Source organism: Pelagerythrobacter marensis, from assembly GCF_036700095.1.
GTDB lineage: Bacteria > Pseudomonadota > Alphaproteobacteria > Sphingomonadales > Sphingomonadaceae > Pelagerythrobacter > Pelagerythrobacter marensis_A.
Genome location: NZ_CP144918.1, coordinates 913013 through 932769 on the forward strand (window position 1 = coordinate 913013; position 19757 = coordinate 932769).

The 19757-nt window shown below is 66.8% G+C and carries 23 protein-coding genes and 1 tRNA gene; 11 read left to right on the plus strand and 13 right to left on the minus strand.

What is annotated here, in order from left to right:
- Positions 1-114 precede the first annotated feature (114 nt).
- Positions 115-933 (minus strand): isocitrate lyase/phosphoenolpyruvate mutase family protein, encoded by an 819-nt coding sequence (locus V5F89_RS04220; RefSeq protein WP_338447006.1) that lies wholly within the window; start codon positions 931-933, stop codon positions 115-117.
- 232 nt (positions 934-1165) lie between these two features.
- Between V5F89_RS04220 and V5F89_RS04225 the strand changes: the two genes are divergently transcribed.
- A complete protein-coding gene (locus tag V5F89_RS04225; protein WP_338447007.1) occupies positions 1166-2611 on the plus strand; it encodes a PLP-dependent aminotransferase family protein in 1446 nt (481 codons plus the stop codon).
- Between the two features lie 130 nt (positions 2612-2741).
- On the opposite strand, the gene V5F89_RS04230 is transcribed toward V5F89_RS04225, so the two are convergent.
- On the minus strand, positions 2742-3797 hold the full coding sequence (locus tag V5F89_RS04230) for a TetR/AcrR family transcriptional regulator (RefSeq protein WP_338447008.1): 1056 nt from the start codon (positions 3795-3797) through the stop codon (positions 2742-2744).
- Here V5F89_RS04230 and V5F89_RS04235 point away from each other — a divergent pair.
- Together V5F89_RS04235 and V5F89_RS04240 are read left to right on the plus strand one after the other, a co-directional pair.
- Positions 3791-4435 carry an NmrA family NAD(P)-binding protein gene (locus V5F89_RS04235; protein WP_338447009.1) on the plus strand — a complete coding sequence of 215 codons (645 nt, stop codon included), beginning with the start codon at positions 3791-3793 and terminating at the stop codon, positions 4433-4435. The two genes, V5F89_RS04230 and V5F89_RS04235, sit on opposite strands and share 7 nt — an antisense overlap.
- On the plus strand, positions 4435-4917 hold the full coding sequence (locus V5F89_RS04240; RefSeq protein WP_338447010.1) for a DUF1772 domain-containing protein: 483 nt from the start codon (positions 4435-4437) through the stop codon (positions 4915-4917). Before V5F89_RS04235 ends, V5F89_RS04240 begins: the two co-directional genes overlap by 1 nt.
- A gap of 286 nt (positions 4918-5203) precedes the next feature.
- Here V5F89_RS04240 and V5F89_RS04245 read toward each other — a convergent pair.
- Positions 5204-5278: transfer RNA gene (locus V5F89_RS04245), tRNA-Gly, on the minus strand.
- A gap of 185 nt (positions 5279-5463) precedes the next feature.
- On the opposite strand from V5F89_RS04245, the gene V5F89_RS04250 reads away from it, so the two are divergent.
- Entirely contained in the window at positions 5464-6378 is a 915-nt protein-coding gene (locus V5F89_RS04250; protein ID WP_338447510.1) for a tetratricopeptide repeat protein, read from the plus strand.
- A 31-nt stretch (positions 6379-6409) separates the two neighbouring features.
- Positions 6410-7027, plus strand: a complete 618-nt coding sequence (locus V5F89_RS04255; RefSeq protein ID WP_338447511.1) for an LON peptidase substrate-binding domain-containing protein — start codon at positions 6410-6412, stop codon at positions 7025-7027.
- A gap of 10 nt (positions 7028-7037) precedes the next feature.
- Here the strand turns inward: V5F89_RS04255 and V5F89_RS04260 are convergent, their stop codons facing one another.
- From V5F89_RS04260 to argB, 5 genes are all read right to left on the minus strand, one after another.
- Positions 7038-7658, minus strand: a complete 621-nt coding sequence (locus V5F89_RS04260) for a MarC family protein (RefSeq protein WP_338447011.1) — start codon at positions 7656-7658, stop codon at positions 7038-7040.
- A 6-nt stretch (positions 7659-7664) separates the two neighbouring features.
- The gene (locus V5F89_RS04265) at positions 7665-8405 is read right to left on the minus strand and encodes a hypothetical protein (protein WP_338447012.1); all 741 of its coding nucleotides are present in this window, start codon (positions 8403-8405) and stop codon (positions 7665-7667) included.
- Positions 8402-9298: a bifunctional methylenetetrahydrofolate dehydrogenase/methenyltetrahydrofolate cyclohydrolase FolD gene (gene folD, locus V5F89_RS04270; protein ID WP_338447013.1), complete on the minus strand. Its 897-nt coding sequence runs from the start codon at positions 9296-9298 to the stop codon at positions 8402-8404. Before folD ends, V5F89_RS04265 begins: the two co-directional genes overlap by 4 nt.
- Complete coding sequence (locus V5F89_RS04275) at positions 9298-9555, minus strand: YggT family protein (protein WP_338447512.1); 258 nt, start codon at positions 9553-9555, stop codon at positions 9298-9300. Before V5F89_RS04275 ends, folD begins: the two co-directional genes overlap by 1 nt.
- 116 nt (positions 9556-9671) lie before the next feature.
- A complete protein-coding gene (gene argB / locus V5F89_RS04280) occupies positions 9672-10571 on the minus strand; it encodes an acetylglutamate kinase (protein WP_338447014.1) in 900 nt (299 codons plus the stop codon).
- A 215-nt stretch (positions 10572-10786) separates the two neighbouring features.
- On the opposite strand from argB, the gene V5F89_RS04285 reads away from it, so the two are divergent.
- Positions 10787-11173 (plus strand): hypothetical protein, encoded by a 387-nt coding sequence (locus V5F89_RS04285; protein WP_338447015.1) that lies wholly within the window; start codon positions 10787-10789, stop codon positions 11171-11173.
- 89 nt (positions 11174-11262) lie between these two features.
- On the opposite strand, the gene V5F89_RS04290 is transcribed toward V5F89_RS04285, so the two are convergent.
- The 5 genes from V5F89_RS04290 to V5F89_RS04310 form a co-directional block, all read right to left on the minus strand.
- The gene (locus V5F89_RS04290) at positions 11263-12117 is read right to left on the minus strand and encodes an FAS1-like dehydratase domain-containing protein (RefSeq protein WP_338447016.1); all 855 of its coding nucleotides are present in this window, start codon (positions 12115-12117) and stop codon (positions 11263-11265) included.
- On the minus strand, positions 12117-13331 hold the full coding sequence (locus tag V5F89_RS04295; protein WP_338447017.1) for an acetyl-CoA C-acetyltransferase: 1215 nt from the start codon (positions 13329-13331) through the stop codon (positions 12117-12119). Before V5F89_RS04295 ends, V5F89_RS04290 begins: the two co-directional genes overlap by 1 nt.
- A 65-nt stretch (positions 13332-13396) precedes the next feature.
- Positions 13397-14572, minus strand: a complete 1176-nt coding sequence (locus V5F89_RS04300; RefSeq protein ID WP_338447018.1) for an acyl-CoA dehydrogenase family protein — start codon at positions 14570-14572, stop codon at positions 13397-13399.
- 28 nt (positions 14573-14600) lie between these two features.
- The gene (locus tag V5F89_RS04305; protein ID WP_338447019.1) at positions 14601-14822 is read right to left on the minus strand and encodes a hypothetical protein; all 222 of its coding nucleotides are present in this window, start codon (positions 14820-14822) and stop codon (positions 14601-14603) included.
- A 112-nt stretch (positions 14823-14934) separates the two neighbouring features.
- Positions 14935-15231 carry a hypothetical protein gene (locus tag V5F89_RS04310; RefSeq protein WP_338447020.1) on the minus strand — a complete coding sequence of 99 codons (297 nt, stop codon included), beginning with the start codon at positions 15229-15231 and terminating at the stop codon, positions 14935-14937.
- A 134-nt stretch (positions 15232-15365) separates the two neighbouring features.
- On the opposite strand from V5F89_RS04310, the gene recQ reads away from it, so the two are divergent.
- The 5 genes from recQ to V5F89_RS04335 all read left to right on the plus strand — a co-directional run bounded on the left by recQ (position 15366) and on the right by V5F89_RS04335 (position 19713).
- Positions 15366-17156, plus strand: coding sequence for a DNA helicase RecQ (gene recQ / locus V5F89_RS04315; protein WP_338447021.1), 1791 nt, complete (start codon positions 15366-15368; stop codon positions 17154-17156).
- A gap of 58 nt (positions 17157-17214) precedes the next feature.
- Entirely contained in the window at positions 17215-18129 is a 915-nt protein-coding gene (locus tag V5F89_RS04320) for an SPFH domain-containing protein (protein ID WP_338447022.1), read from the plus strand.
- Positions 18130-18148: 19 nt separating this feature from the next.
- Positions 18149-18352: a toxin-antitoxin system HicB family antitoxin gene (locus tag V5F89_RS04325; RefSeq protein ID WP_338447023.1), complete on the plus strand. Its 204-nt coding sequence runs from the start codon at positions 18149-18151 to the stop codon at positions 18350-18352.
- A 61-nt stretch (positions 18353-18413) separates the two neighbouring features.
- Positions 18414-19397 carry a right-handed parallel beta-helix repeat-containing protein gene (locus V5F89_RS04330; protein ID WP_425334371.1) on the plus strand — a complete coding sequence of 328 codons (984 nt, stop codon included), beginning with the start codon at positions 18414-18416 and terminating at the stop codon, positions 19395-19397.
- Between the two features lie 52 nt (positions 19398-19449).
- Positions 19450-19713 (plus strand): DksA/TraR family C4-type zinc finger protein, encoded by a 264-nt coding sequence (locus V5F89_RS04335; protein WP_338447024.1) that lies wholly within the window; start codon positions 19450-19452, stop codon positions 19711-19713.
- The last annotated feature ends 44 nt before the right edge of the window (positions 19714-19757 follow it).

Below are 19757 nucleotides of genomic sequence, written 5' to 3' on the forward strand. Positions count from 1 at the left end.
CGCACATGTACTCCGCCCACACGCCGTGCGCCGATATCGATACGGCGATCGCGATCTTTGCATCGGCGGCGGGTGCATGGCAATCTGGAAGGGGCGCAGATCCATAGGGCCCCGCTAGTGCCGCAGTGGGCCATGAGGGCGAGAAATCGCGCCCTCCGACCAGTCTCGCGCCATGCTGCGAAAATGATCCATCAGGGCGACGTAAGGGGCCGGCCCGGCACTGATCCGCGCGACGCCTGCGTCGATCCATGGCTGTTTGGCGGCCAGGACATCGGTGACCATGACGTTCACGGGCAGATCTATGACCTCGCACAGGTCCGCCGCCAGGTCCGCATCGTCGAGGCCGGGGAAGAATACTCCGGATGCGCCCGCCTCCTTGTAGGCGAGGGCCCGCTCTATTGCCTCCGACTTGGCCGCCAGCCGGCCGGGTGTCGCCGCCGTGCGAAAGAAGACGTCCGAGCGCGCATTGATGAACAGGGGCGCTTCCGCCCGCCACGCGGCCTCCCTTGCCACCCTCAGCTTATCGCATTGCACCGCCGCTTCCAGCAGATCGTCCCCGGCCGGATCGCGATCCTCGATATTCACGCCGACCACGCCGCTCGCGATCAGCCTGTCGACATTTCGCGCCAGTTCCCGGTGATTGCGGGCGAAGCCGGTCTCGATATCGACTGTCACGGGAACGGAAAGCCGGGAACACATCTTCGAAGCCATCTCGAGCATCCGGTCGAACGGCATCTCCTCTCCATCCGAATGCCCCGAAGCCGCCGCCACCGACCGGCTGCTCGTTCCGACAGCGGCCGCGCCGGTTTGCTCCAGGGCCGTGGCGCTCCCGATATCCCAGACATTGAACAGCAGAAGCGGCCGGCCTTTCTCGTGCAGTCTCGCGAACCGCTCGAATGGATCGGGATCCACGGCCGAAGCGATATCGAGCATCAAGCACCCTCCTACCAGCCTTCCCAGGGGGTTCGCCCACCGGCCGAGGCCCTGCCAAGGCACGCCGCCCCGGCTCGATAGCGACCGGCCGATCGAACGGCGTTCGTCGCTGCGATCTAGATGGTCCGGGTGGTGCAAGAAAATGTTCCACTTTCGAATGATTTTTACTATACCAATTTCGGCGGCAATGCCCCGCCTGCCGCGGCGGGCGGAGCCAAGAGATCGGCCACTCGTGAATAGCCTGGAATTCGAACTCGACGTCCCGCCGCCCGGATCGCGTTCGCGTTTCCGGGCGCTTCACCGGCAGTTGCGCGAAGCGATTCGGTCGGGCCGGCTTGCCGATGGAGCCAGATTGCCGGCCACGCGGGATTTTGCCGCGCAATACGGCCTCTCGCGAAATACCGTCGTCGCGCTTTACGACCGGCTGCAGCGAGAGGGGCTGATCGAAGCCAGGCGCGGATCGGGAACCTTCGTTGCAAATGCTGCCTCGGGGTCCACCGAAATCGAGCGTGTGGCAGATGCACCCATCCATTTGCCCTGGGCCGGAATGAAGGGTTCGGGCGAACTCCCGCCGCGGCCGGAAGGCGAGCTGGAGGCCGATTTCGGCATCGGCTTTCCCGACACCTCCCGGCTTCCACTGGACATCTGGCGTCGGCTGTATGCTCGCGAACTGCGGCGGCTGCCCGCGTCGCAAACCCAGTACCGCCGGCCGCATGGAGAGGAGCGGTTCCGTGTCGCGGTATCCCGGCATCTGTCCTATTCGCGGGCAGTGGCCAGCAGCCCGGATACGATCGTAGCCACGGCGGGGGCGCAACAGGCCTACGATCTGATCGCCCGGACGCTGGTGCAGCCGGGCAAGACGCTGGTGGCGCTGGAGGATCCGGGCTACCCGCCCATGGGGGCGGCTTTTCGTTTCGCCGGCGCGCGCATCGCCCCGGTTCCCGTCGATGACCACGGGATTGTCGTCGAACGTATTCCGCGTGGAACCGATATCGTTTGCGTTACCCCTTCGCACCAGTTTCCGACCGGCGTCGTTCTCTCAGCTCAGCGGCGCGCGGAACTGCGCGATCGCATCGAGAATGAAGGACTGATCGTTGTCGAAGACGATTACGACAGCGAGTTTCGATACGGCGCCAAGCCGCTCGATGCGCTCAAGACGGCCGACATCCGGGACCGGGTTTTCTATGTGGGGACCTTCTCCAAATCGCTGTTTCCCGCGCTCCGGCTTGGCTTTCTCGTCAGCCCGCGATGGGCTCTCGAAACGATTGGCCAGACCAAGAGAATATCCGATTGGCACAGCCCGACACTCTCGCAGCTCGTTCTGTCGGCGTTTATCGAAGACGGGCACCTTTCGCGCCATATCCGAAGCATGCGCCGAATCTATGCAAGGCGCCGCGCGTGCCTTATCGCGGCGCTGGAAAGAAGGTGCGGAACGGCGTTGACCCTCTATCCTTCGGCAGCCGGCCTCCATCTCGGCACGCGTCTGTCCGGGATCGAAGCCGTGTCCCTGGCAGCGACGCTGCTCGAACGGGGTATCGGTATCGAGACTTTCGAACGGTATTCGCTCGGGCCCAACCGAATAAACGGCCTGCTCTTCGGCTTCGGGCAATGTGCCGAGGAGAATATTTCGACCGGCGTCGACATGATCGCCCGTACGATCGGGGAATTGTCGGGTTGATGCGGCAGATGCTTTCCCACCCCACGCGAGCGATCAGCGGTCGCAGGGTGAAGGCCTTGTCCCGGCGTTCCGCTGGGCGCCTCTGATCGGCGATTGTCGCTTGCGATCGCCGGATGGAAAGGATGCCGTATCATCCGAGCATGGAGAACGGATCCTGCGGGATACTGCGCTTGTACATGGCCAGCACGGCTTCGGCGTCGGCCCGATCGAGCGTGATCGCGAGCCGGACGGTCGCAGCAATCTGGTGGTTCAAAAGGCGCGCGAGATTGAACAGCTGCGCAGCGTCGCCTTGCGGCAGGAGCCGATGAAGTTCGGAGGCCAGGATCTGGATGTGGGCATCCATGTCGCCTCCCTCGATATCGCGCAGCCTCCTGTCCGCCTTCGTGGCATGCCAGATGTGGCGCATGACGGGTTCGGCAAGATACAGCTCGTAGAATCCGTCGACAATCGCGCAAATGCCTGCCTTCAAATCTGCCGGGTCATCGATGCGGGCCAGCACGTCCTCGACACAGCGCTGTCCGCGTTCGTTGAAGCGCTCCGCCAGGGTAAGGATGACCGCCGACTTGTCGGGGAAATACTGATAAAGCGAGCCGAACGACACTTCTGCCTTTTCGGCCACTTCCTTCATCGTGAGGCCGTCGCTTCCCTTGTCCGCTATGATCTGGGCCGAAACGTTCAGAATGCGGGCGAACCTTTCCTGGCTTCGCTGTTGCACGGGATATTTGCGCGGTCCGGGGGACTCCCGTTTCCCCGTGGTGCCCTTCTTTCTTGTGCTGGCCATATTCTCGCCCTCTGCCGATGGGCCGCGAACGGACCCTGTCGTTATACGGCCGCAGCCGCCGCCATGCCCGTTTCGCGCGTCTAACCCATTGCCCCTGCAATTCAAATCGCGAGGGCCTTTTCCGCGGGATGTCGGCTTAAGCCGGGGTTGAATGCGAGATATTCTCACATTATAACGGGGCCAGCACGGGCCGGGTGAGTCGCAGGCGGATGAGCACCGACGCAAGAAACATCGTAATCGTCGGCGGCCCCGGAAAGGTCGGGAAGCGGGTGGCCGATCGTTTGTCCGCCCTCCGAAACGCAAACGTGCGCTTCGCGTCGCGGTCGACTTCGCCGCCTTTCCATTGGGAGCGTCCGGCGACCTGGCCCGCGGCATTGCGGAATGCCCATGCTGCGTTCGTGGCATTTCAACCCGATCTTGCGCTTCCCGCGGCCGCGGATGCGATCCAGTCGCTTGCCGAAATTGCCAACCGGCAGGGCCTGGCACGGATCGTCCTGCTCTCCGGCCGCGGCGAGGAGGGCGCTCTCGAAGCCGAGCGCCGCCTTGCGACATTCGAAGGTGAATGGACCGTCGTTCGGTGCAGCTGGTTCAGCCAGAATTTCAGCGAAACGTTCCTGGCGGACCAGGTGCGCTCGGGCGAGGTGAGCCTGCCGGTGGGGACCATGCGCGAGCCCTTCATCGATGCACGCGATATCGCCGAGGTTGTCGGCGCAGCTCTCATGGATGCCGGCCATGCCGGCGAGACATATGAACTGACCGGGCCGGAGGCCCTTACTTTCGCGGAAGCGGTAGAAGCCATCTCGGCGGCGCTCGGGCGCGAAGTCATCTATCGCCAGGTCACCCCGGGACGGTTCAGGGAGCGTTTGCTTGCCGACGGTGTCGACCGGGAGCTTGCCGATCTTCTGGTCGAACTGTTTTCGGTCACGATGGACGGTCGCAATGCGGCGCCGGCGGACGGCGTCGAACGCGCCCTTGGCCGGCCGCCGAGGTCTTTCGCCGACTATGCGCTCCAGACAGTGCGCGAGGGGAAATGGGCAGTCTGATGCCGGGAGTGGAGATCGTTCTCGCGCTCGCCGCAGGGGCAGGATCGCTGTTTTTGGGCGGCTTTTACTACGCCTTCTCCAACAGTGTAATCGAGGGGCTCGACTCCCTCGAACCGGATCATGGCGCGGCGGCGATGGTGCGGATCAACGAACTGGTGCCGCGATCGCTGTTCCTTCCCCTGTTTTTCCTTACCGCGCTTTCCGCGCTGGGCGCCGCAGCGGCCGATCTGACGCTGCACGGCGATACGATTTCCCTGCTGATCGGTGCGGGAAGCGCGCTTCACCTGCTGGCCTCGTTCCTTTCGACCATCATCCGCAACGTGCCTTTGAACAATGCGCTGGCCAGGGCGAGCGAACAGGATCGCGGGCGGGTCTGGGCGACCTATCGCCGCGACTGGCTGCGCTGGAACAATCTTCGCGTGGCGGCTTCGCTCGCCGGCGGCATGCTCCTGCTTTGCGGCACGCTGGCAAGGCTCCTCTGAGGGCCCCGCAGACCTCCATGGCAGCGCGGATGCGCAGAGGCGGGCTCGGCCGGAGAAACGGAGAGGCGGCAAAGTCCGGCGCTTCCCCGGCCCGGCAGATACCCCGTGACGCGGGGGGGTGAGGTGGAGCGACAATGCCTTCCAGAATGGCGAAACGATTTCCACCTGCGAGTAGAGGGCGGCGCGCGGTTCGCCTTGCTCCCGAAGCCCGGAAGGCACGGAGTTCAAGGGCGGCAGGGCAGCTTCGAGTACCCGCCGGCCGAATTGCGCAAGACTTGGTATGAAATGGAGCGGGCGAAGAGATTCGAACTCTCGACCCCAACCTTGGCAAGGTTGTGCTCTACCCCTGAGCTACGCCCGCTCACTGGCGTTTCCGGCGGCGCATGGCCCCGGTGGGAGGCGGCGCGATTAGCAGCGGCTGCCGAAGGCTGCAAGGGGAAAATCGCCAGTCGCCCCGCCGCGCACTTCGCCCTTCACAATGCGCACAAAAAGCCCACATTGGCGGCTTATCCGAAAGCGTGACAACGGGAGCGAACCTTGGCGAGCATGGGCCTCAATATCGACGAGCAGAAGGCGGTGGACCGCTTCCGCAAGGATGTGGTCGAGCCTTCGATGACGAAACTCGTCGTCCTCGATTTCTGGGCCGAGTGGTGCGGCCCGTGCAAGGCGCTCGCTCCGGTGCTGGAGAAAGTGGCCGCCGAATACGCCGACAAGGGCGTGATTCTGGCCAAGATCAACGTGGACGAGGAACAGTTCATCGCCAGCCAGTTCCAGGTCCGCTCCATCCCCACCGTCTATGCCCTGTTCCAGGGCCAGCCGGTCGCGGACCTGACGAATGCGCGCAGCGAATCGCAGCTGAAGCAGACGCTCGACCAGCTCCTTTCCCAGCTGCCGGTGCAGGGCGGCGATGGCGGTGCGGCCCAGCAGCAGGGGCAGGACATCGAACAGTTCGTCGCGATGGGCGAGCAGATCCTGGCCGACGGCGATGCAGAGCGTGCGGCCGGCATTTTCGGCCAGGTGATCGATATGGCGCCCGACAACGCAGCCGCCCACGCCGGCCTGATCCGGGCGCTGGTCGCGGCGAAACGCGTGGAGGAAGCCCAGGCATTGGTGGCGGGGCTTCCCCCGGCGCTGGCCGACGACCCGGCGGTGAAGACGGCGAAAAGCGCGCTGGAACTGGCCGGGACCTCGGTCGACGAGGGCGAGCTGCAGACCTTGCGCGCCGCGGCTGCCGAAGACCCTGCCGATATGGAAAAGCAGCTCGCCTTTGCCGAGGCCGCCTTCGCTGCGAACAGCCGCGACGAGGCGGCCGACACGCTGCTGGCGATGGTGGAGCGGGATCGCGAGTGGAACGATGGTGCCGCGCGGGCCAAGCTGCTCCAGATTTTCGAAGCGGTCGGGCTGGAAGATCCGTGGGTCGTCGCCACCCGGCGGCGCCTTTCGAAGATCCTGTTCGGATGACCATGGCCCGGCGCCTTCGCCGCGAACGGGTCTGCGGGTGACGACCCGACTCTCGATCTTTCCGCTGCCCGGGGCGATCCTGTTCCCGGGCCTCCAGCTGCCCCTGCACGTTTTCGAGCCGCGCTATCGCGCGCTGGTAAGCGATGCCCTGGCGCGCGACCGGCGGATCGCGATGATCCAGCCCCAGCGCCCGGCCGAGGGCGCCCCGCTGTTCAAGGTGGGGTCCGTCGGACGCATCGGCGAAGTCGAGGCGCTGGACGATGGCCGCTACAACATCGTGCTGGAGGGGCAGGCGCGCTTTCGTTTGATACGCGAACTCGACGTGACCACCGCTTTCCGCCAGGTCGAAGCCGAACTGATCGAAGATCGCGGCGGCGAAGTGCTCAGCAGCGTCGAGCGGGCCGGGTTCGAGGCCGAGGCGCGGCGCTTCGCCGACGCCCAGGGCTATAGCGTGGACTGGGATTCGGTCGCGCGGCTCGACGATATGGCGCTGATCAACGGGGTCAGCCAGATCGCGCCGTTCGATCCGGCGGCCAAGCAGGCGCTGCTGGAAGCGCCGGGCCTGAGCGAACGGTGCGAGTTGCTGATCCAGCTCATGCAGTTCTTCGGCTATCGCGACGGCGACGACGGGCGCGTGACGCTCCAGTAAAGGCGAGGCGTCAGAAAAACGCTCCGCGCAATCCGTCGATCACATATTGTGCGGCCAGCGCCGCCAGGAGCACGCCGAGCAGCCGGGTGATAACCGCTTCCACGCGCGCGCCGAAGAAACGCATCAGCGGGCCTGCTGCGAGAAAGGCCAAGAGGGTAATCGCCAGCACGAGGAACAGCGCGCCGAGAACGACCATCGTCTGTTCCGTCCCTTCGGCCTCGTTCATCAGCAGCATGATCGCGGCGATCGCACCGGGGCCGGCGAGCATCGGCATGGCCATCGGAAAGACGGAGACGTCCTCGATCTCCGGCGTGGCGGCGACTTTCTCGGCCCGTTCCTCGCGCCGCTGGGTGCGCTTTTCGAACACCATTTCGAACGCGATCCAGAACAGCATCAGCCCGCCTGCGATACGGAAACTGTCGAGTTCGATATGCAGCGCGCCGAGGAGTTCCTGCCCGAACAGGGCAAAGACCAGCAGGATCGCAAGCGCGATCAGGCAGGCGCGAATCGCCATGGCGCGCGCCTGCGCGGCGGTCGCTCCTTTGGTCAGCCCGGCATAGATCGGCGCGCAGCCGGGCGGGTCGATAACCACGAAGAGGGTGATGAAGGCGGAAATGAACAGCTCGACCATCGCGTATCAGTCTCCGGCCGGCGCGGCGACTTCGCTGCGCAGCACCTCTTCCATGGCGTCGCCCTGGCGCAGGAAGACCGTTACGACGCGCGAGCGATCGGGGGCGACCCGATAGCGGTAGACCAGCGTCCGGTCCCGCGATTCGCCGTAACCGTCGGCGAGACCCAGGCCCATGGCGTCGGTATTGGCATCCCGGTCGGCCTGTGCCGAAGCGAACGCGGCCGGCGGGCCGCCTGGCGCGCAGTCGGCCACCCGGGTGCGGATAATATCGGGTTCGGCCAGCGGCTCGGCCAGGGTGTCGGTGTGATCGAGCATCCAGCGATGCTCCTCCTTGTCCCCCGGCCGCCCGCGCCGTTCCCACACAGTGATGAAATAGCCGGTCGTGCCGTCGGGTTTCTGCCATGCACCGCGGGTGACCGAAAGCGATCCGTCGCAGCTCGACCACAACATGTGCGGCTGCCGCCGCACCGGCTGCGGCGGGTCCTGGCGGCGAGCGAGCCATTGGCGGGCGTCGACCGCCTCGGGCACGAACATCACCGCATCGTCCGCCGCAAACCTGCGGAACGCGGTCCACTGGCCCCTCTCGCGCGCCTCGCGAGCGAGCGCCAGTTCGGTTGCGATCACGGCGCTGGGGTTGGCCTGCGGTTCCAGCGAGCGGTAGAAGCGATCGCGCGCGCTCCCGCCCGGTCCGCCCGCGCACCCGGCCAGCAGCACGGCGACAGACAGGGCGGCGGCGAGGTTTTTCATATCGTGCCTTCGGGAAGAGCGATCCCGGCGTTGCGATGCGCGGCGACCAGCGTGTTGCGCAGCAGGACCGCGATCGTCATCGGCCCGACTCCGCCGGGAACGGGCGTGATCGCGCCGGCAACCTCGCGCACTTCGTCAAAGGCGACGTCGCCCACCAGCCGACCCTTGTTCGCGCCCGGTTCGGGGGCGAGGCGGTTGATGCCGACGTCGATCACGGTCGCGCCGGGCTTGATCCAGTCCGCCCTGATCATCTCGGCGCGGCCGACCGCGGCGACCACGATGTCGGCCCGCCGGACGACGTCGGCCAGATCCTTCGTCCGGCTGTGCGCGATGGTGACCGTGGCATTCGCGTCGAGCAGGAGCTGCGCCATCGGCTTTCCGACGATGTTCGAGCGGCCGATGACGACCGCGTTCAGCCCCGAGAGGTCGCCCAGCCGATCGGTCAGCAGCATCATGCAGCCCAGCGGCGTGCAGGGGACGAAGCCGCTTTGCCCGACTGCCAGACGGCCTGCATTGGCGACATGGAACCCGTCCACATCCTTGTCCGGGTCGATCGCGGCGATCACCGCCTGCTCGTCGATATGATCGGGCAGCGGCAATTGCACCAGAATGCCGTCGACCGCCGGATCGGCGTTGAGCCGTTCGACCAGCGCAAGCAGATCGCCCTCGCTCGTGCTTTCGGGCAGGCGGTGTTCGAAACTGGCCATGTTGGCAGCCAGGGTCGCCTTGCCCTTGCTGCCGACATAGACTTGGCTTGCCGGATCGTCGCCCACGAGCACGACGGCGAGGCCCGCCTTGCGGCCGGCCTTCGCCGCAAAGTCCGCCGCCAGCGCGCCGACTTTCTCGCGCAGTTGCGCCGCGAACGCTTTCCCGTCGATGATCTCGGCCGCCATTACTGGCCGTATGTCGCGTAAAGCAGAACCCGCATCAGGATCTGCAGGCCGATGATCAGGACCAGCGGCGAAAAGTCGATCGCCCCGGTCCGCGGAAGAATGCGCCGGATCGGCGCGAGCACCGGTTCGAGCAGCGAATTGATCGAATTGTATATCTGCCAGAGGAATTCGTTGCGCTGGTTGATTACATTGAACGCAAACAGCAGGCCGATGATGAACTGGATGATGACCAGCATCACCACGACATTGATCAGCATGCCGACGATATCGATGATGAGACCCACGAATTGTCCTTTCCTGACGCAGGGCGGGTGAGGCGCCTTCCTACGCGCTTCCGCCCCGCTGTATCAACCGCGCAATACGCCCCGCGTCGCTATCCCGCCCGGATCAAAGTGCCCGCGCCGCGGGCGGTGAAGAATTCGAGCAGCATGGCGTGCGGCACGCGCCCGTCGAGCACGACCGCCGCCTCGCACCCCGCCTCGACCGCGTGGACGCAGGTCTCCAGCTTGGGGATCATCCCGCCGCCGATCGTGCCGTCCTGGCGCAGCCGCTCGATATCGGCGGGGACGAGATCGCTCAGCAGCTTGCCCTGCTTGTCGAGAACCCCGGCCACGTCGGTCAGCAGGAACAGGCGCGCGGCGCCCAGCGCGGCGGCGATCGCGCCGGCCATCGTATCGGCGTTGATGTTGTAAGTGTGCCCGTCGGCACCCGCGCCGATCGGGGCGACGATCGGGATCATCCCCGCCGCCACCGCGGTATCGATGATTGTGGTGTCGACCGCGCACGGTTCCCCCACGAAGCCCAGGTCGATCGCCTGTTCGATATTGCTGCCCGGGTCCTTGGCCGTGCGCCGGACCTTGCTCGCCGTCACCAGCCCGCCGTCCTTGCCCGAGATGCCGATCGCCTTGCCGCCGGCCTGGCTGATCCAGCCGACCAGTTCCTTGTTGATCGCGCCCGACAGGACCATTTCGGCGATCTGCGCGGTTTCCTTGTCGGTCACGCGCAGCCCGTCGACGAACGTGCTTTCGACGCCCAGCTTTTTCAGCATCGCACCGATCTGCGGGCCGCCGCCGTGGACCACGACCGGGTTGATCCCCACGGCCTTGAGCAAGACGATATCTTCGGCAAAGTCGCGCGCCGCGGCCGGATCGCCCATGGCGTGGCCGCCGTACTTCACCACGAACGTGCGGCCGGCATAGCGCTGGAAATAGGGCAGCGCCTCGATCAGGACCTGGGCCTTGGCGATGGTCGCCGCTTCGTTGCTGCCGCTCATCGTGTCGAAACCTCCTGCGTCTGGCCGCGCCGGGGCGCTTAGCGGCTGCGGCTTCCCGTGGGAAGCGCCATCGGCTCGCCCGCCCCGCTAAATAAACCGCCGATTAACCGCTTCGGCCCGGCGACGGCAGGGGGCAGGATGCCGCATATCCGGGAGCCTTTGAGACGGCGGCGAGTCCCAGTTGTCCCGATCCAGCAACGAAGGATGGATGGACCATGAAGAAGATGCTTTCGCTTTCTCTCGCCCTTGCGATGGGCGCCACCAGCGCTTTCGCCCATGCCCAGGTCGTGGGTGAAACCACCGGCGCGGTCGGCGGGGCTGTCGGCCCGGTAACGGGCAACGTTGATGTCGATGCCGGCGCCGCTGTCGAACCCGTGGACGGCGCGATCACGCCCACCGCGGACCGGGTGCGCGATACGGTCGATCGGGCCCGCGACACGGCGCAGGACACCGTGGATGACGCTTACGACCGCGTCGACGAAGCGAGCGATGTCGAAACGGCAGCGGACGTCGGCGCAGAGGCCCATGCCGAAGCCGCCGACACCGCGGTTTCGGCCGAGGCGGATGCGGATACCGAAGTGGACACCGATCCCGAGGCCTGATCTCCCCGGCCTTGCCATGGCGGAAGGGCGGTGCTTCGGCATCGCCCTTTCGCTTGTGCCGGCGAGTGCGGGAACGGGCAGCGCCTGCCCTATCGGGTCGCGCTGGCTTCCACGATTTGCCGGCCATCCTCTGCGAAGGCGGCAAGCTCGATGCCCCCTTCGGCCTGCCGCATCGTCAGATGGAGCGGCTCGCCCGCGATGGCCGGGCTTGCCGCGCGAAAAGCGAAAGTTGCCAGTGCGTTGTCGCCCATCTCGCGCGCGGCGAGTTGCAGCAGGAGGCTGGCCATGAGCGGCCCGTGAACGACCAGCCCGCGATAGCGTTCGACCTCGCGGGCATAGGGCTCGTCGTAATGGATGCGGTGGGTGTTGAAGGTCAGCGCCGAATACCGGAACAGCAACCGCGGATCGGGCTGGACGGTTTGGTGCGCGTCCCAGGCGGCGGGATCGAAGACGCCGTCCCCCGGCGGCGGCGGCGAAAGCGGAGCGTCGGACGGCGCGGCTGCGCGATAGACCAGCGTCTGGCTCTCGCGCACCGCGCTGCGCCCGTCGGCCATTGTTTCGTGTTCGATTTCGACGAACGTCATCGGCCCGCTGCGGCCCTGCTTGGGCGCGATCGAGACGATCCGCGAAACGCGCTCCACCGCGGCGCCGACCATGATCGGGGCATGAAACGCGATCCTGCTTGCCGCCCACATTCGGCGCGGCAGTGGGATCGGGGGGAGGAAGCTGGCCGGGCTGTCGTCGCGCTGCGGGTGCCCGTCCTCGCCCAGGCGGGAGGTGGCCGCTTCGGGCGTGCAGAGGCAGAAATGGATGCCCTGCGGCATCGGCTGGCCTGCGGCCGGCAGGGGCAAGTCGAACGTCGCGCACCAGCGCGCGGCGTGCGCTCGGCCCAGGCGGTCCGCGCTGCGCTGCTCGCGCCCGATCCAGGCGTCCCAATCGCCCATCAGGCCGCGCGTTCGAACACCGCCGCCATGCCTTGCCCGCCGCCGATGCACATCGTTTCGAGCCCGTAGCGCACTTCGCGCCGATGCATTTCGTGCGCCATGTCGGCCAGGATGCGACCGCCGGTCGCGCCGATCGGGTGCCCCAGCGAAATGCCCGATCCGTTGACGTTCAGGATCTCGTGCCGCGAATCGTCGTCGCTCCACCCCCAGCCCCTGAGCACGGCGAGCACTTGCGGCGCGAACGCTTCGTTGAGTTCCACCAGCCCGATATCGTCCCACCCTATGCCGGTGCGGGCGAACAGCCGCTCCACCGCGGGGACCGGGCCGAAGCCCATCCGGCTGGGATCGCACCCGGCCGCTGCATAGCCCCCGAACCACAGCATCGGTTCCAGTCCCAGTTCGGACAGCTTGTCTTCGGCCACGACCAGGCAGGCGGCGGCGGCATCGTTCTGCTGGCTGGCATTGCCTGCTGTCACCACTCCGCCTTCCAACGGGCGCAGGCCGGCGAGCGTTTCCATGCTGGCATCGGCGCGAAAGCCTTCGTCGCGGGCGAACGTGATCGGATCGCCGCGCCGCTGGGGCACTTCCAGCGGGACGAGCTGCGCGTCGAACCGGCCCGCGTCCCACGCGGCGGCGGCGTTGCGGTGGCTGCGCACGGCAAACGCGTCGGCTTCCTCGCGGGTGATGCCGTAATCCTTCGCCAGGTTTTCCGCCGTTTCGATCATCCCGGTGATGACGCCAAAGCGCTCGACCGGCTGGCTCATCAATCGGCCGCGGGTCAGTCGGTCCCACAGCTCGACATTGCCCGCCTTTACGCCGCCGCGCAGCGCGGTGGTGTAATGTTCGACGTTCGACATCGACTCGCAGCCGCCGGCGACGACCACGTCGGCGTGCCCGGCCTCGATCATCATCGCCGCGCTCACCACCGCTTGAAGGCCCGATCCGCAGCGCCGGTCGAGCTGGTAGCCGGGCACTTCCATCGGAAGGCCGGCCGCAAGCCAGCTCCAGTGGCCGATCGCAGGCGCTTCCCCGTTGCCGTATCCCTGGCTGAACACCACGTCGTCGACCCGTGCGGGATCGATCCCGCTGCGTTCGATCAGCGCCTTGATAATCGCCGCGCCGAGTTCGCCCGCAGTGAGTGGTGCCAGCGTGCCGAGGAAGCGTCCCACAGGGGTCCGCAGGGGGCTGACGATAGCGGCGCGACGTTTGGTCATGGCGGGATCCTTCAGGCGGTGACGTTCCTCTCGACGCCGCCGCGGGCGGCATCGGAGCCAGCTTGTCAGGTGTTGGCGGCGAAGTCGCGCAACATGTGCTTGGCAATCTGCAACTGCAGGATCTGCGTGGTGCCTTCGTAAATGCGATAGATGCGCGCATCGCGGAAGAAGCGCTCGGCATCGTATTCGGCCAGATAGCCGGCCCCGCCGTATATCTGGACCACGCGGTCGACCACGCGCCCGCACATTTCGGAAGCGAAGACCTTGAACGCCGCGGCCTTGCGCAGGACGTTCTCGCCCGCATCGGCGCGCGCGGTGACATCGGCCATCATCGCTTCGGCGGCGTAGATCTCGGTCTCGCTTTCGGCCAGCATCTGCTGGATCAGCTGGAAGTTGGCGATCGGTTCGCCGAACGCCTTGCGCTCGGTGGCATAGCGCAGCGCCGAATCGAGCGCACGGCGGGCATAGCCGGTCGCCGCCGCGCCGACCGAAATGCGGCCGTTGTCGAGGCTCTTCATCGCGAAGACGAAACCCTTGCCGGTTTCGCCGCCCAGCAGCGCATCGTCGGGGACGTGCACGTCTTCCAGGATAATGTCGGCGATCTGCGCACCGGCCTGCCCCATTTTTTTGTCCGCGCTGCCAACCGAGACGCCCGGCGTATCCATCGGCACGATGAACGCGGAGACATGGGCGTTCTTGGGCAGGTTTTCCTTCTCGGTGCGGGCCATGATCAGGCCGACTTGCGCCTGCGGGGCATTGGTGATGTAGCGCTTGGTGCCGTTCAGTATCCACCCGGAGCCGGAGGGATCGCGCCGCGCGGTCGTCTGCATTGCCGCGCTGTCGCTGCCCGATCCCGGCTCGGTCAGGCCGAAACAGGCGATCTCCCCCGCCGCGATGCGCGGCCACCACTCGGCCTGCTGGGCCTCGGTCCCGCCGTTCTTGATCGCCGAATTGAACATGCCGACGTTGATCGAGAAGATCGAACGGAACGCCGGCGCGGCATAGGCCATCGTCCGCACGACCTGCGCATACTGGGCGGTATTGAGGCCGGCGCCGCCGAATTCTTCGGGCACGGTCAGGCCGAACAGGCCCATCTCGCGCATTTCCGACACGACGGGTTCCGGAATCGCATCGTTTTCGACGACTTCCCCCTCGGCCGGGATCAACCGCTCGCGCACGTAGCGTTCGAGCTGGTCGATGAACTGCTGGAAAAGTTCGGGGTCCATGCCGGATGCGGCCATCTTGTCTCGTCCTTTCGCTAAAGCGTGGCTAGTTCGCGGCCTGGGGAGGAGGCTGGATACTGGCGTCCTTCGGCGGTTCGGCGTTAGCGCCGGCCTCTTCGATGGAACGGCGGCGCTGTTCGAGCATTTCGGCCGCTTCGTCGAGGGCCTTGGCCTCGCCCACCGTCACCCCGCCGGGGCCGGGTTCGTTGTCGGCCGGTCCGCAGGACGCGAGCAGAAGGGGCGCTAGGAACAGGGCGAACCGTCTCATCGGCGGGCACCATAGCGAAGCGCGGGCAAAGGAAAAGCGGGCGAATCGCATCGCACGATTCGCCCGCCTTGCCCATGGCCCGGCCTGCCGGCGAACCGGCAGGCGCCGGGGGTTACTGCGCGGATTCCGAAGCCGCCGCGGCTTCGGCCGCGACGTCCGCCGCGGCAGCGGCTGCCGCTTCGGCCGCCTGATCGGCATCGGCAGCCGCCGCGTCGGCCGCTGCATCCGTCTCTTGCGCGACAGGTTCGGCGACCGGGGCGTCGACCGGTTCTTCGGTCACCGGTTCCAGCGCTTCGTCGGCCGGCATTTCGACAGTGTCGGCCTCGGCATCGGCCGATGCGTCTTCGGTGCTGCCGCAAGCGGCGAGCGCGAAAACGGCGGGAACGAAGGCAAGAGCGAATTTCTTCATCGATACTCTCCGTGGTACGGCGCCGGACGGCGCGGATCGTCCCACTCCTACCCCCGCCACATTTCAACCGCAATCTGCAAAAGTGGCGGCCGCGCCGTTCACGTCGCGGCCCGGCTATGCCATGGCGGTGCGCGATGGCTACGGCATGGCAGGGCGAACGGGGACTCGAACGCGCACGGGCGGAACTGCGCCGGCTGTTCGGTTTCGACGATTTTCGCGGGGTGCAGCCGCAGGTGCTGGCGCGTGTGCTGGCCGGGGAATCGACCCTGGCCGTGATGCCCACCGGCGCGGGAAAGTCGCTGACCTACCGGCTGCCGGCGACAATGCTGCCGGGCACATGCGTGGTCGTCAGCCCGCTGATCGCATTGATGCACGATCAGCTTCGCGCGGCGCGCGCCAACGGGATCGAGGCGGCGACGCTGACCAGCGTCGATTCGGACTGGCGCGAGACGATCGATCGCTTTCGCGCGGGCGCGCTGGACCTGCTCTACGTCGCGCCCGAACGCGCCAGCCAGCCGGGCTTCCGCGAACTGCTCGCGTCCGCCCCGCTGGCGCTGTTCGCGGTGGACGAGGCGCATTGCGTCTCCGAATGGGGGCACGATTTCCGTCCCGACTATCGCCAGTTGCGACCATTGATGGATGCGTTCCCGCAAGTGCCGCGCCTCGCGCTTACCGCGACCGCCGACGCCCATACCCGAACCGACATTCTCGACCAGCTCGGCATTCCGCCCGATGGACTGGTGCTCGCCGGTTTCGACCGGCCCAATATCCGCTATGCCATGCGCCATCGCGACAACCCGGTGCGACAGCTCGCCGCGCTGATGGCGGAAGAGGCGGGGCCGGGGATCGTCTACGCCCCCACGCGCCGCAAGGTGGAGGATCTGGCGGAAAAGCTCGCCGCCGCGACCGGGCGCCCGGTGCGGGCCTATCACGCGGGCCTCGACCCGGCGACCCGCGCGGAAAACCAGGCGGCCTTCGTGGCCAGCGAGGACATGGTGATCGTCGCCACGGTCGCGTTCGGGATGGGGATCGACAAGCCCGACGTGCGCTTCGTGGCCCACGCCGGCATCCCCAAGTCGATCGAAGGCTATTACCAGGAAACCGGCCGTGCCGGGCGTGACGGCGATCCGGCGCGCGCGGTCATGCTGTGGGGGGCCGGCGACTTCGCCACCGCGCGCCAGCGGCTGGCCGAGGTGGAGGAGAGGCGCCGCGCCGGCGAGCGTGCGCGGCTCGACGCCCTTGCCGGGCTGGTCGAAACCGCCGGATGCCGCCGCGCCGTCCTGCTCCGCCATTTCGGCGAGAACCCGCCGCCGTCGTGCGGAAATTGCGACAACTGCCTGTCTCCCCCGAAAGTGACCGACGCGACGGAGGCGGCGCGCAAGCTGCTCTCGGCCGTCTATCGCACCGGGCAGACATTCGGCTTCGGGCACCTGCAGAAAGTGCTCACCGGCGTCGAGGACGAACGGGTGCGCCAGCGCGGGCACGACAGGCTCAGCGTATTCGGCATTGTCGAGGGGGAGGAGGCGCGCCTGCTCCAGCCGCTGGCCCGCGCGCTGCAGGCGCGCGGGGCGCTGGTGGCGACCGAACACGGCGGGCTTGCGCTGGGCGGCGATGCCCGCGCGATCCTGAAAGGGGAGCAGGCGGTGGCCATCGTCGTCCCCCCGCGCGCGGAACGCCGCCGGCGGCGCGATGCCAGCCCCAACCCGGTCGGCGACCCGCTGTTCGACGCCTTGCGCGAGTTGCGCCGCGAACTTGCGCTGGAGGCGCAGGTGCCACCCTATGTCGTGTTCCACGACGCCACCTTGCGCGAGATGGCCGCGCGCAGGCCCGCGACGCTCTCCGAACTCGGCGAAATCGGCGGGGTGGGGGCGAAGAAGCTGGAAGCCTATGGCGCGCGCTTCCTCGATACGATCCGGCGACATTGACGCGTTCCCCGTTTCGATATAAATATGATATCATAATAATATCGATAAGGAGTCCGCCATGTCCGATCTTCTCAAGAAAATGAACATCAGCCGCGAAAGCGAGGCGCATTCGCATAGCGGCTATCTCATGCTGCTCGTCTTGCTGGCGCTGGCTGCGCTGGCGGCCTGGGCGATCGTCGCTGCGGCGCCGGGCTACGGCGCGGACCGGGCGGACAAGCTGCTGTTCGTCGGAACGATGGCGGGGTCGGCGATCCTGCTGCTGTTCGTCCTGGGCGGCTTCTTCATGATCCAGCCCAACCAGGCCGCGGTGATCACGCTGTTCGGCGAATATCGCGGGACCGAGCGGCGCGAGGGGTTGCGCTGGGTCTGGCCGTGGATGATGCGGCGCAAGATTTCCGTCCGGGCGCGCAATATCCATTCGGAACGGGTCAAGATCAACGACCTGCGCGGCAATCCGATCGAGATCGCCTGCAACGTCGTCTGGCGCGTCGCCGACACGGCGCAGGCCAGCTTCGACGTCGACGATTACAAGGAATTCGTGAACATCCAGATCGAAGCTGGGCTGCGCACGGTCGGTTCGCGCCATCCCTACGACGATTTCGAGGACGAGGAAGTGACGCTGCGTGGCAGCGCGGATGTGGTCAATCGCGAGCTGCTGGAAGAACTCAACGAACGATTGAGAGTTGCCGGCATTCTCGTCGACGAGGCCGGATTGACCCATCTCGCCTATGCTTCGGAAATCGCCAGCGCCATGCTGCGCCGCCAGCAGGCGGAGGCGGTGATCGCCGCGCGCGCGAAACTGGTGATGGGCGCGGTCGGCATGGTGGAGGATGCGCTGACCAAGCTCAGCGAGGACAATATCGTGAACCTCGACGACGAGCGCCGCGCGGCAATGGTTTCCAACCTCATGGTCGTGCTCTGCGGCGACCGAGAGGCGCATCCCGTTGTCAACGCGGGCTCGCTCTACCAGTAAAGCTGTTTCGGCCCGATCGATGCCTGCCAGAAAAGCCTTTGCCCTCCGTCTCGATCCCGCGGTTCACGCCGCGGTCGAGCGGCTGGCTGCCACCGAACTGCGCAGCGCCAATGCGCAGATCGAGGTGCTGCTGCGCGAGGCGTTGAAGGAACGCGGGATCGAGGTGCGCCCCACTGCCCCGCCACGCCGGGGCAGGCCGCCCGCCGATACGGCCGGCGACTGAACCGTGCGCGGCGTCGCGGGGTTTAGCCGGGCGTTAACCCCTTGCGCTTAACCCGGACGCCATGGATACCTGTGTCCGCACCATGCCCGCCCGCCACTCCGTCGCGCTTGCCGCTGCCATCGGCGCTCTGGCCGTTGCCGCGATTCCCGCTGCTGCGCTGTTTGCCCAACCCGGCCCGGCGCCGTTTACCGTGGTGGAGACCGGGGCTGGCTACGCCTCGCTTCAGCAGGCGGTCGACGCGATCGGAAACGGCGACGGCACGATTGCGATCGCCAGTGGAACCTATCGCCAGTGCGCGGTTCAGGAAGGCGGATCGATCGCCTATCTCGCCGCCGAACCGGGCAAGGCCATGTTCGAAGGGAAGACTTGCGAAGGCAAGGCCGCGCTCGTGCTGCGCGGGCGCGCGGCGGAAGTTTCCGGCCTCGTGTTCCGCCGCATGGCCGTGCCCGATCATAACGGGGCCGGCATCCGGCTGGAGCGGGGGAATCTCACCGTCGCGCAGTCGTGGTTCGCCGACAGCCAGCAGGGTATCCTGACGGCGGACGATCCTTCGGGCCGGATCGTGATCGACAAATCGACCTTTTCCGGTCTCGGCACCTGCGAAGGTTCGGGCGGTTGCGCCCATTCGATCTATGTGGGCGACTATGGCCACCTGCGCGTCACCCGCAGCCGCTTCGAACGGGGCACCGGGGGGCACTATGTCAAGGCGCGCGCGGGCCGGGTCGAGATTGCCGCTTCCAGTTTCGACGATTCGGCCGGGCGCGGGACCAATTACATGATCGACCTTCCCGCAGGCGCCACCGGCCAGATCACCAACAACTGGTTCGTCCAGGGCCGGGACAAGGAGAACTACTCCGCCTTCATCGCCGTGGGGGCGGAAGACATCAACCACAGCTCGGACGGGTTGCAGATCGCCGGCAACGACGCGCGTTTCGTGCCCGCGCTGAAACGCAGCTCGACTTTCGTTGCCGACTGGACCGGCGCCCGGCTGGCGATCGGCGACAATGCGCTCGGCCCCGGCATCCGGCGGTTCGAGCGGCGTTGACCGGAACCGCCGGCGCGCCATACCGGTTGTAGGCGCGAAAGGACATATTCCGATGGCAGGTGGCTGGGCCCGCGACGGGGCCGTTCAGGACCAGATCGACGATACCGTGAGCGACGCGGTGCAGGCGGTACGCACCCGAATGCCGCGCGGCGAGAGCGCCGAGTTCTGCGACCTGTGCGGCGAGGAAATTCCCGAGAAACGCCGTGAGGCCCTCCCTGGCGTCCGCACCTGCGTCGCCTGCCAGTCCGAGCGGGACGCGGCGATCAGGTCCACCGGCATCAACCGGCGCGGCAGCAAGGACAGCCAGCTGCGTTAGAGTCGTCTTGTTCTAAGCTGAAGCGGCACCGGCCTGGCCGCGCC

What these genes read in the sequence shown, in the direction of transcription:
- recQ (WP_338447021.1), top strand. Translation starts at nt 15,366, where the DNA reads ATGGCTACGGCATGGCAGGGCGAACGGGGACTCGAACGCGCACGGGCG.
- V5F89_RS04330 (WP_425334371.1), top strand. Translation starts at nt 18,414, where the DNA reads ATGGATACCTGTGTCCGCACCATGCCCGCCCGCCACTCCGTCGCGCTT.
- V5F89_RS04250 (WP_338447510.1), top strand. Translation starts at nt 5,464, where the DNA reads ATGGGCCTCAATATCGACGAGCAGAAGGCGGTGGACCGCTTCCGCAAG.
- folD (WP_338447013.1), bottom strand. Translation starts at nt 9,298, where the DNA reads ATGGCGGCCGAGATCATCGACGGGAAAGCGTTCGCGGCGCAACTGCGC.
- V5F89_RS04325 (WP_338447023.1), top strand. Translation starts at nt 18,149, where the DNA reads ATGCCTGCCAGAAAAGCCTTTGCCCTCCGTCTCGATCCCGCGGTTCAC.
- V5F89_RS04285 (WP_338447015.1), top strand. Translation starts at nt 10,787, where the DNA reads ATGAAGAAGATGCTTTCGCTTTCTCTCGCCCTTGCGATGGGCGCCACC.
- V5F89_RS04220 (WP_338447006.1), bottom strand. Translation starts at nt 933, where the DNA reads ATGCTCGATATCGCTTCGGCCGTGGATCCCGATCCATTCGAGCGGTTC.
- V5F89_RS04300 (WP_338447018.1), bottom strand. Translation starts at nt 14,572, where the DNA reads ATGGCCGCATCCGGCATGGACCCCGAACTTTTCCAGCAGTTCATCGAC.
- V5F89_RS04295 (WP_338447017.1), bottom strand. Translation starts at nt 13,331, where the DNA reads ATGACCAAACGTCGCGCCGCTATCGTCAGCCCCCTGCGGACCCCTGTG.
- V5F89_RS04320 (WP_338447022.1), top strand. Translation starts at nt 17,215, where the DNA reads ATGTCCGATCTTCTCAAGAAAATGAACATCAGCCGCGAAAGCGAGGCG.
- V5F89_RS04265 (WP_338447012.1), bottom strand. Translation starts at nt 8,405, where the DNA reads ATGAAAAACCTCGCCGCCGCCCTGTCTGTCGCCGTGCTGCTGGCCGGG.
- V5F89_RS04335 (WP_338447024.1), top strand. Translation starts at nt 19,450, where the DNA reads ATGGCAGGTGGCTGGGCCCGCGACGGGGCCGTTCAGGACCAGATCGAC.
- V5F89_RS04275 (WP_338447512.1), bottom strand. Translation starts at nt 9,555, where the DNA reads ATGCTGATCAATGTCGTGGTGATGCTGGTCATCATCCAGTTCATCATC.
- V5F89_RS04230 (WP_338447008.1), bottom strand. Translation starts at nt 3,797, where the DNA reads ATGCCACGAACGCAGCATGGGCATTCCGCAATGCCGCGGGCCAGGTCG.
- argB (WP_338447014.1), bottom strand. Translation starts at nt 10,571, where the DNA reads ATGAGCGGCAGCAACGAAGCGGCGACCATCGCCAAGGCCCAGGTCCTG.
- V5F89_RS04260 (WP_338447011.1), bottom strand. Translation starts at nt 7,658, where the DNA reads ATGGTCGAGCTGTTCATTTCCGCCTTCATCACCCTCTTCGTGGTTATC.
- V5F89_RS04305 (WP_338447019.1), bottom strand. Translation starts at nt 14,822, where the DNA reads ATGAGACGGTTCGCCCTGTTCCTAGCGCCCCTTCTGCTCGCGTCCTGC.
- V5F89_RS04290 (WP_338447016.1), bottom strand. Translation starts at nt 12,117, where the DNA reads ATGGGCGATTGGGACGCCTGGATCGGGCGCGAGCAGCGCAGCGCGGAC.
- V5F89_RS04310 (WP_338447020.1), bottom strand. Translation starts at nt 15,231, where the DNA reads ATGAAGAAATTCGCTCTTGCCTTCGTTCCCGCCGTTTTCGCGCTCGCC.
- V5F89_RS04240 (WP_338447010.1), top strand. Translation starts at nt 4,435, where the DNA reads ATGCCGGGAGTGGAGATCGTTCTCGCGCTCGCCGCAGGGGCAGGATCG.